Genomic DNA, 8000 nt, shown 5'->3' with positions numbered 1-8000 from the left:
ACGGAACCATCCACTGGACCACCAAATGGGGCGGCACGAAAACCATCACACCCGCTGTGAAAGTCCGCACCCCGACCTACCCGGAGAACGCACCCTTCTGAATCGTTAGGTAGACAGAACAACCGGAGCGTCGCGCGTCGCGCGTCCACCCAGGTTCAACTTCCGATCGACGGCGCCTTTGGACCGAGCCGCGGCGATGTGGCGGGGAGTACGCGAAGCCCCTCTGAATAGCGCGCGGCGAGCACGCGCGCGGATTCGTCCGAGTAGTCGTGCACCGTCACGTCGACGGTGGCCGATCGCCGATCGATCGTCACCGCGTCGAGCACGATGCCCTCGCGGCCCAGCGCGATCCGGTCCCGAAGCACCCGACTCTCCAGTCGGCGGAGCTCCTGCAGATTGCTGAGCGCGTTGAACCGGATCACCGGCACCAGGTCGTCCGCCGGAGCGCCCTCGACCTTCGCCATCAGCGCCACCGCGTCGTGCTGCGCGGCCAGGATCGTCCGATCGGTGCGATCACGGAACGGGTGCGCAACGGACACCTGCACCCCGCCGGGCAGCACCTCCGCGGCGAGGAAGCCGGCGTCACCGTGCAGATCTCGCTCGATCCGGCTCGCGACCTGCTCAGCGGCCGTGTGCGCCCCGCCCTTCGAGTAGTCGAGGTCGTCATCCCCGATCCGCAGGTACGCCTCCGGGGATGCGCAGCTCGCGGAACCCCCGCCGGTGTCATCGCACGGCAGATCCGGCAGCCCCTCGCTGACACGGACGATCCAATCGCCAGGCCCGACGGCAGCAGGGATCACGACCCGGGCCCGGAACGCGCCCGAGCGCGCCGCATGGATCGTGGCGAGCACGATCCCAGACACGTCGTCCGATTGCTCGGGGTGCGCCGACACCGTCAGCCGGCCGCGGTCGGTGAACCGCACGGCGCAGCCCGCAGCCTGCGCTTCGATGTCGACATGGTCCCCGGGCCTTGCGATCACCTGGGAAACGGTCACCACTCGAGGCACGCACTCGCGCGACAGCACACGATCGACCGGCGACGTCGTGCACGCCGACAGCCCGAGGACCGCAGCGACCGCAGGCAGAGCCACGACCGAGCGGGCTCGGCTCGTCCGCGCCACGACCTTCATGACCACATCCTGTCCGCCGGGGTGGTCACGTCACGTCTGCCACTGCGTTCCGCCTCGAACGGGTCCGGGCGCTCAGCATTCGTAGCCCGCTCCTCCGTGACTACCCCGCCTGCCGCGGCGGGCAGGGTAGTCACCAGGGGGCGGGATAGGACGCGGTGTCGAGGCCAGTCAGGCGATCGCGGTTCGTCTTGTGAGGTCGCCTCGGCGCGTGCCGACCATCATCCAGCTGCCCGCCGCGATCACAACCGGGATCCCGACCGCCATGAGCGTCAGCTGCAGCGGCGGCGGGGCGAACGGAAGGGAGTGCGCCGCGATACCGACCGCGACCGCTGGAAGCAGTCCCAGCGCAGTGCCGATCACTGCCCCGACGCCGCAGATGATCAGCGCCTGCACAGACGCGACCGACTTGCGGACCCGAGGCGAGGCGCCGAGGGAGGCGAGGGTCATGTCGTCCGCGCGGGCGTCGACCCGGGCGAGCGCGATCGCCGTCGCACCGGCGCAGATCGCGATGACAAGGCACGCGAGCAGGATCAGCCAGGCGATCTGCCCGCCGTAGTCCTGCGGTCCCGTCTCGATGTAGACCGTTCGGCCGAGACTCGGATCGTTCGCAAGTGCGGCGATGGCGGTGTTCGCGGTGTCGAGCTCCGCGTCGGTCGGTGGCTTCGTGAAGTCGAGCAGTACTCGATCGGGCCGCACCGTGAGGTGCAGTGATCGCGCGGTGGAGGTCGTCGTGAACAGCGCGTCCTGCACCGCGTGCGTCGGCAGATCCACCACCGCGGGGATCGCCTTCGACCGCACAGGCGTCGCAGACTCGACGCCGTTGGCGAGCTGCTTCGGGGTGAACCAGTCCAGCTGGACCCGGCTGCCGTGCACGAGGCCGGTCCGGAGCGCCACCACCCCGCCGTCCCGCAGCGTCGTCACGGCCTGGGTGCTCGGGGCGTGACCGAGCAGCAGCGCAAGTGCCGATTCGTCACCGACGACCAGGGGGTACTGCGAGCTGTAGGAGGTGCCTCCCGTGGCGCTGTACGGACCGCAGCGGGTGTCGGAGGCGGTGAAGCTCGGCTCCGGACAGATCGAGTCCTTCACCCGGACGACCGCGAGCGCATCACGGTGGCGGTTGGACGGCGTCGGGTCGTCGGTGCCCTGCAGCGTCTGACCGATCACCTGCATCCGATCGACCGGCAGGTCGTGCCGCAGCACGGTGCTCCACCGATCGGCGGTGGTCGAGGTGGGATCGTCCGAGCTGATGTACGAGACGGCCGAGCCGGGCTTCGCGAGCGTCCAGTAGTAGGTGACCGCACCCATGATGGAGGCCGAGTTCGCGATGCACATGACGAAGGCCGCGATGAAGACCGTGGTCATCACCGAGGCGACGGCCGGAACGGCGCGACCCAGGTTCCGCGAGGTGTCCCTTGCGGCCAGGCGCGCCGCCAGCGGCGCTCGGCGCAGCAGCGACGACACGCCACGCAGCATGAGACCGGAGCAGAGCAGCACGCCGAGCTGCGCGAGTACCGGGCCGCCGCAGAGCAGGGCTGCGGCGCCGATCTGCGGCAGCGTGCCGGACGGACCGATGAGCTTCTGCGCGGCGACGAGCGCCACGCCGCCGAGCAGGGTGAGCACGATCCCCGCGATCAGCAGGACCACACCGACGACCGGACGCTTCCCGACCTTCTGCGGTGTGCGCGCACCGCGCAGCGCGCGCACGATGTCGAACCGGGAGGCGGCGCGCGCCGGGACCAGCGCGGCGATCCAGCCGACGACGACGCCGAAGACGGCAATCCCGATCAGCAGCGGCCACCAGAGATGCAGTCCCGGATAGCGCGTCCACGCCCCGTCGTCCGTCACGCGCATGAACACCACCGCGCCGACGATCCCCAGCCCGACCCCTGCCACGCCGCCGACCCCGCCGAGCACGACGCCGTTCGCGGTGACGATCCGTCGGAGCACCGACCGGTCCGCGCCGACCGATGCGACCGTCGCGAGGCTGCGCTGCTGCAGGCGCGCACCGACGAGGAAGGCGGAGCCGGCGAGCAGGGCGACCTCGAGCACCGCGAACGCGAGTGCCATCGCGACGACGAGCGACGTCCCGAAGTTCACATCCCAGAAGCTGCTTCCGAATCCGTCGTAGCGCTGCGCGTACGCCGACGGCTGCACCACGGCGGTTCGCGAGAGCACGGTGGTCCCCGCCTCCGCGTTCAGCTTCTCGATGACTGGCCAGCCGATCCGAGCGGTCGGAACGTAGAACGTGTCGGGAACGGACTCGGCGACCGGGAGCAGCGACTCCGCGCCGAAGACGGACTGCGTCGAGGTGGGCAGGCTCCGGTCCCGCGACGTGCCCACGACCCGCAGCGTGCGGGCGGTCGGCTGCAGCATCTCGACCGTGCCTCCGACGTCTGCCCCGAGGCGGGAGAGGGCAGCCGGGGAGAGGAGCACCTCGTCGTCGGCGGTCGGACGGCGCCCGGAGAGCAGCTCGTACGGTCCGCCGTCGAGTGACGGATCCCACGTCTCGCCGGTCACGGTCACCAGGCTCGTCTCCCCCTTCGGGGTGGCGAAGGTGGCGGCCCCGGTGGTGACGGCGATCGTCCGCGTTCCCGCGGGCAGCACCGTGCGCGGATCGACGGTCGGCAGGTCCTTCCCGTCCGGCTTCGACTCGTCGAAGGAGTACCCGCCCTCGCGGCCCTGCTGGATCGCCCGACCCGTGTTGTCGACGACCGTGAGCTTCGCTTGGGCGTGCCCGAGGTTCCCCTGGATGCGCTCTTCGAGCGTCGACTGCAGGCTGGGCAGCACGACCGCCCCGGCCGACAGCCCGATGATCGGGACGGCGATGAGCGTCACGATCAACAGTGATCGACCCCACGACGCGAGCGCGCTGCGGCGGGCGATCCGCAGCGCGACTGCCCATCGTGCGCGTGCGCCGCGCATCAGCGGGTTCCCTCGAGCAGCGATTCGGGCCTGGACGCAACAGACTGGTCCGCGACCCGGCCGTCGCGGAGGAACACGATCCGGTCCGCCCACGCGGCATGCCGGGCGTCGTGGGTGACCAGGACGCCACCGGCACCCTGGTCGATCCGCGCGCGCAGCATGCGCAGCACGATCTCGCCGGTGTGCGAGTCGAGCGCACCGGTCGGCTCGTCCGCGAGGATCAGGCGGCGCGGGCCGACGACGGCGCGGGCGATCGCGACGCGCTGCTGCTGACCGCCGGACAGGTCGTCGGGGAACCGTCCGGCCTGGTCGGTCAGGTCGACGCCGGCGAGCGCCTCGAGGGCCGCCTGCCGCACCTTCCGGCGCGGCCAGCCGTCGAGTTCGAGCGGCAGGCCGACGTTCTCGACCGCGGTCAGGGTCGGCACGAGGTTGTAGTCCTGGAAGACGAAGCCGAGCGTGGTGCGCCGCAGCGCCGCGACGCGTTTCGGGGAGAGGCCGGCGAGGTCGACCCCCTCCACCTCGACGGTTCCGGAGGTCGGCTTCGCCAGGCCGCCCGCGATCGACAGCAGCGACGACTTGCCCGAGCCCGACGCGCCCATGACCGCGACGAGCTCGCCCGGTGCGACCTCGAGGTCGATCCCTGCGAGGGCGGTGACGGCCGTGTCCCCGGAGCCGTACTCCTGCACGATCCGGGTCAGGCGCAGCAGCGGCGCGCTCATCGGGCGCCGCCCTCGGCGACGATGCGGCGTGCCGCGCGCGGCACCTCGACGGCCGCGACGGCGCCGGACCTGGCCGCACGGGCGATGGTGGCCTCGGCGTGGTCCAGCCAGCGGGCCTCCGCCTCCACCGCGAAGATCATCGACTCGACCACCAGCGACCATGCGAGGTCGGACGGCGAGGCGGGCGCCGCCTGGCTCGACTTGGTGCGGGTCAGGTCCTGCAGCACGGCGAGGGTCGCGGTGCGCTGCGTCTGGATGAGCGCGGGGACGTCGATGCCGGGCAGCGTGCAGGCGATCGCGAGCTTCATCGCGAGCTCGTCGCGGACCTGCTGCCGCACGACGGGCGCAGCGAGCCAGCCGCGCACCTCGCTCGAGCCCGCGTCGGTGATCGCGTAGCGGACGCGTCCCTCCACGTCGGCGCCGTCGCGGGTCACGAAGCCGTCCCGCTCGAGGCGATCGAGGGTCGTGTAGACCTGCCCGACGTTGAGCGGCCAGGTGCCACCGGTGCGCGTCTCGAACTCCCCGCGCAGCTGGTAGCCGTAGCACGGCGCCTGATCGAGGATCGCGAGCAGGCTCTGACGGACGCTCATGCGTCTCCCTCCGGTGGATGCATACGGAGTATTACCTACCCGGTATGCCCCGGGCCTCGACACGCCGCCCATGACGAGCTATGACGGATCCGCGAAAGGTTCGACCCGTCGGCCCCGAGCAGATCGTGCTGCGCGAGGTGCGCAAGCGCGGCACGAGCGGGAGGGCCGTGGAGGCGCCCGCCGGAAGCGTGTGACGATGAATCCCGTGACCCCCAGCATCGAGCAGGCGCTCGCGCACGACCGCGTCATCGACATCACGACCATCGGCCGCAAGACGGGCGAGGCCCGTCGCATCGAGATCTGGTTCCACCGCATCGACGGCCGGATCTACATCACCGGGACGCCGGGCGCCCGGAGCTGGTACGCGAACCTGGTCGCGAACCCCGACTTCACGTTCCACCTCAAAGAGACGACGCAGGCCGACCTCGCCGCCAGGGCGACACCCGTCGAGGGCGCCGAGAAGGAACGCCTGCTGGCGGCCATCGCCGCCTCGATCCCGGGGAGTCGGATCACCCTGGATCCTGAGACCAGCCCGCTCATCGAGGTCACCTGGGCCGCGTGACCCTCGGACCGCGGCCGCCGAGCCCGGCTCGGCGGTGCGGTGACTCAGGCCCTCGGGCGACTCCCCCGGCGGCGGAGGCCCAGCCACAGCAGGATCACGCCGACCACGGCGACGATGAATCCGATGGTGAGCCACTGCCGACTGCCCGTCATGAAGCTGCCGGCGATCAGGCCGGCTCCCTGGCCGGCGAACACCAGCCCGATCACCAGCGCGATCACGCCGACGAGGGTCAGGACGATGCGGGGAAGACGGCTGCTCACGGCCTTCACCGTACCCGCGGTCGGTCCGGAGGGATCGGACGTCGCCGTTCCGGGGCTCGCAGGCGCCGACCGCCGCTGGTGAGCGGCTGAGTGGCTGATGCACCCACGCGCGCGGGCGCGATTGCCGCCCGGCGGCTCGCCAGCGCTCGTCAGGGGATGAGCGCCTTCAGCAGGATCTCGATCCCCGCGCCGGCCCACGGGCGCACGGCCTCGCCGGACGGCCTCGTACCCCACGTCGCCGTGGGGCCGCGGTCCACCGAGAACGCGACCGGCTGCTGATCGAGCACGTGGACGTCGCGCGTGGACACCGCCCGCACGTCGCCGGTCCACGGCGCAGGAGGGACGTCGGTGCCGGCCATCTCGGAGCCCCAGGTATCGGCCCTGACCAGCCGGCCGTCGGGCAGCAGCGCGTAGCGCGTGAACTGGTGGTCGGTCTCGGTGCGCTCCCTCCCGTCCGCGATCCAGGATCGGCGCCGGTGCCAGTCGAGATCGGCGAGCGGCCAGTGCGGGCCGAGCACCGGCCGGGGACCGTCCCGCCACTGCGCCTGCCGCGGTAGGCGCGAGGCACGCGCCACACGATCGGCGAGCCGCTGGATGCCGCCCATATCGACCCATGCGGGCCGGGCGCTCGAGGGCTCGATCATGCCGCTCTCCCTCCACCCGCTGCCTCCACCTTCCTCCTGGCAGCCTGGAGCAGGGCTGGTCGGACCGCGATCGTGCACGGCCGCCCGGAAGGAGCACCGATGGACCTCGTCGACCTCGAACGGCGCGCGGCCGAGCGCCTCCCGCAGCACGTCTACGACTACCTGCGGGCGACCGCCGGCGGGCCGCAGGTGCTCGAGCGGCAGATCGCGGGATGGGATGCGATCCGGCTGCGGCCGCGGGTGCTGAGGGGCGCCGCCGACCCGGCCACCTCCACCACCGTGCTCGGGACACCCGTCTCCACACCCGTGCTGGTCGCACCGATGGCGCAGCAGGTCGACGCGCATCCCGACGGCGAGTTCGCGACCGCCTCGGGGGTCGCCGCAGCCGGCTCGCTGCTCGGCGTCTCGACGAACACCGCGATCCAGTTCGACCGCATCGCGTCTGCCGGAGCGCCCTGGTGGTTCCAGCTGTACATCGCGCGGGACCGGTCGCTCAGCGCGGCGCTCCTGCAGCGGGCGGCGGCAGCAGGCGCCTCCGCGATCCTGCTGACCGTCGACATCACCCGGCTGCAGCATCCGCGCCCGAGCTCGACGGTGTCGGTCGAGCCGACCGAGTGGACCGACGGCCGCACCGGCGCGCGGCTCGCGAACCTGACGCCGGAGGAGCTGCTGATCGCCGGTGGCGAGGGCGGCCGCGGCGATCGCGCGCTCGGGCTCGACGCGATCGGCTGGGTCGCGGACACCGGCGGGCTCCCGGTCGTCGTCAAGGGCGTGCTGCGCGGCGACGACGCCGATCGCATCGTCCGCGCCGGGGCTGCAGGCGTCGTCGTGTCGACGCACGGCGGGCGCGGGCTCGCGAGCAGCGTCGGATCCGCCGCCGCCCTCGCCGAGGTGGTGGCTGCGGTGGCGGGACGGGCGGAGGTCTATGCCGACTCCGGCATACGATCGGGCGCCCATGTCGCGGCGGCGCTCGCGGTCGGCGCACGAGCGGTGTTCGTGGGGCGCCCGGCGATGTGGGGCCTCGCGACGGGCGGCGCGGACGGGGTCGCCGACGTCGTCCGATCGTTCACGGACGAGCTCGCAGCCGCGATGGACCTGCTCGGCGCCGGCACCGTGGTCGACCTCCAGCCGGACCTCGTCGCGGGCGACTGACCGACACCCCACAGCGGCCTT

The 8000-nt window shown here is 72.2% G+C and carries 8 protein-coding genes; 2 read left to right on the top strand and 6 right to left on the bottom strand.

Going from position 1 to position 8000, the window contains the following annotated elements:
* Window positions 1-155: 155 nt before the first annotated feature.
* From ACFE67_RS12740 to ACFE67_RS12725, 4 genes are all read right to left on the bottom strand, one after another.
* A complete protein-coding gene (locus ACFE67_RS12740; RefSeq protein WP_375407253.1) occupies window positions 156-980 on the bottom strand; it encodes a hypothetical protein in 825 nt (274 codons plus the stop codon).
* A gap of 318 nt (window positions 981-1298) precedes the next feature.
* On the bottom strand, window positions 1299-4052 hold the full coding sequence (locus tag ACFE67_RS12735) for a hypothetical protein (RefSeq protein ID WP_375407252.1): 2754 nt from the start codon (window positions 4050-4052) through the stop codon (window positions 1299-1301).
* The gene (locus ACFE67_RS12730; RefSeq protein WP_375407251.1) at window positions 4052-4771 is read right to left on the bottom strand and encodes an ABC transporter ATP-binding protein; all 720 of its coding nucleotides are present in this window, start codon (window positions 4769-4771) and stop codon (window positions 4052-4054) included. Before ACFE67_RS12730 ends, ACFE67_RS12735 begins: the two co-directional genes overlap by 1 nt.
* Window positions 4768-5361, bottom strand: a complete 594-nt coding sequence (locus ACFE67_RS12725) for a PadR family transcriptional regulator (protein ID WP_375407250.1) — start codon at window positions 5359-5361, stop codon at window positions 4768-4770. Before ACFE67_RS12725 ends, ACFE67_RS12730 begins: the two co-directional genes overlap by 4 nt.
* 205 nt (window positions 5362-5566) lie before the next feature.
* Between ACFE67_RS12725 and ACFE67_RS12720 the strand changes: the two genes are divergently transcribed.
* Complete coding sequence (locus ACFE67_RS12720) at window positions 5567-5923, top strand: nitroreductase family deazaflavin-dependent oxidoreductase (protein WP_375407249.1); 357 nt, start codon at window positions 5567-5569, stop codon at window positions 5921-5923.
* A gap of 44 nt (window positions 5924-5967) precedes the next feature.
* On the opposite strand, the gene ACFE67_RS12715 is transcribed toward ACFE67_RS12720, so the two are convergent.
* Entirely contained in the window at window positions 5968-6183 is a 216-nt protein-coding gene (locus ACFE67_RS12715; RefSeq protein WP_375407248.1) for a hypothetical protein, read from the bottom strand.
* Between the two features lie 149 nt (window positions 6184-6332).
* Entirely contained in the window at window positions 6333-6827 is a 495-nt protein-coding gene (locus ACFE67_RS12710) for a hypothetical protein (protein ID WP_375407247.1), read from the bottom strand.
* Between the two features lie 99 nt (window positions 6828-6926).
* On the opposite strand from ACFE67_RS12710, the gene ACFE67_RS12705 reads away from it, so the two are divergent.
* Entirely contained in the window at window positions 6927-7979 is a 1053-nt protein-coding gene (locus ACFE67_RS12705; protein ID WP_375407246.1) for an alpha-hydroxy acid oxidase, read from the top strand.
* The last annotated feature ends 21 nt before the right edge of the window (window positions 7980-8000 follow it).

Source organism: uncultured Amnibacterium sp., from assembly GCF_964244015.1.
In the GTDB taxonomy this organism is placed as follows: domain Bacteria; phylum Actinomycetota; class Actinomycetes; order Actinomycetales; family Microbacteriaceae; genus Amnibacterium.
This window is presented reverse-complemented; position numbering and strand designations above follow the sequence as displayed.